This window comes from Sphingomonas sanguinis (genome assembly GCF_001476905.1).
Taxonomy (GTDB): domain Bacteria; phylum Pseudomonadota; class Alphaproteobacteria; order Sphingomonadales; family Sphingomonadaceae; genus Sphingomonas; species Sphingomonas sanguinis_B.
In genome coordinates this window covers 1-980 of sequence record NZ_LDTE01000191.1, presented here as the reverse complement: position 1 = coordinate 980, position 980 = coordinate 1, and the positions used below count along the sequence as shown (strand labels likewise).

Genomic DNA, 980 nt, shown 5'->3' with positions numbered 1-980 from the left:
GGTGGACGCTTCCAGGCCTATGGCTTGGACAGCGAGAGCGGGGGGGCATAAGTTCGCTATCCGAAGAGCAGAACACGCTGCAAAGGCAGGGGTTCCCGTCTTTTCCCGCCTCTCGCGAATCTTTTTTCGATTCAGTCGCGCCCGACGATCGGCACGGCAATTTCATAGGCGCCGGTGAGCGGATCATGGTGCAACGGCGCGCGAAGCTGGCGGGCCAGGCCTTCCATCACCCGGCCGTACCGCTTGCTGATCAGGTGGCGTAATTCGTCCGTCTCGACCAACGCGCGCGAGACGACACGCACGACCGCGCGGCCTTCCTGCTCAGCGGGCTTGATCGCAACGCGGATCTGCGCGGCGGGATCACAATTCATGGCCAACTCGATCGTCTCGGTGACTAGGAAAGCCACTGCGACCGCCACGTCCTGATTGACCAGCAACGGCGCGACGTCGAGCGAGATGCCGATCCCGGCGGCATTTTCCGGCGCGGTGGCGCGGATATTCGCGGCCAGCTCGCCGATCATGGTGCGCAGGTTCAGTCCGCGATTTTCCTCCAGCTCGGCGAAGTGGTGGCGATGGACCACCGCCAGCGCATCGACCCGCCGTTGGATCGAGGAATAGGCGGCCATCGCCTCCGGCCCCGTCGCGCCGCGCGCATGGAAATTGATCAGGCTGGAGATGACCTGAAGGTTGTTCTTGACGCGGTGATGGACTTCCCGGGTCAGCTTGGTCTGGCGCACCAGCCCTTCGGCCAGTCCCGCCTCGTGGGTGGCGACGGTGCGGGTGATCGCCTCGAACGTGTCGGCCAAGTCGCGGATTTCCTGCGCTGGCGCCGCCTCGACCTGCGAGATGTCGAGGACTTCGCCCGGCTGATAGGCCGCGACCAGCCCACGCAGCTGGCGCAGCGGGCGGATCAGCAGCCGGTCGACGATGAACCATCCCAGCACCACCGCCGCCAGCCACATCAGGAGCGGCAGCGCCAG

Annotated in this window: 1 protein-coding gene; it reads right to left on the bottom strand. The window is 65.6% G+C overall.

Translation table 11 applies throughout. The features are described 5' to 3' along the window. Window positions 1-131: 131 nt before the first annotated feature. On the bottom strand, window positions 132-980 hold an 849-nt coding region (locus SB4_RS18480; RefSeq protein ID WP_153006346.1), incomplete at its 5' end, for a sensor histidine kinase.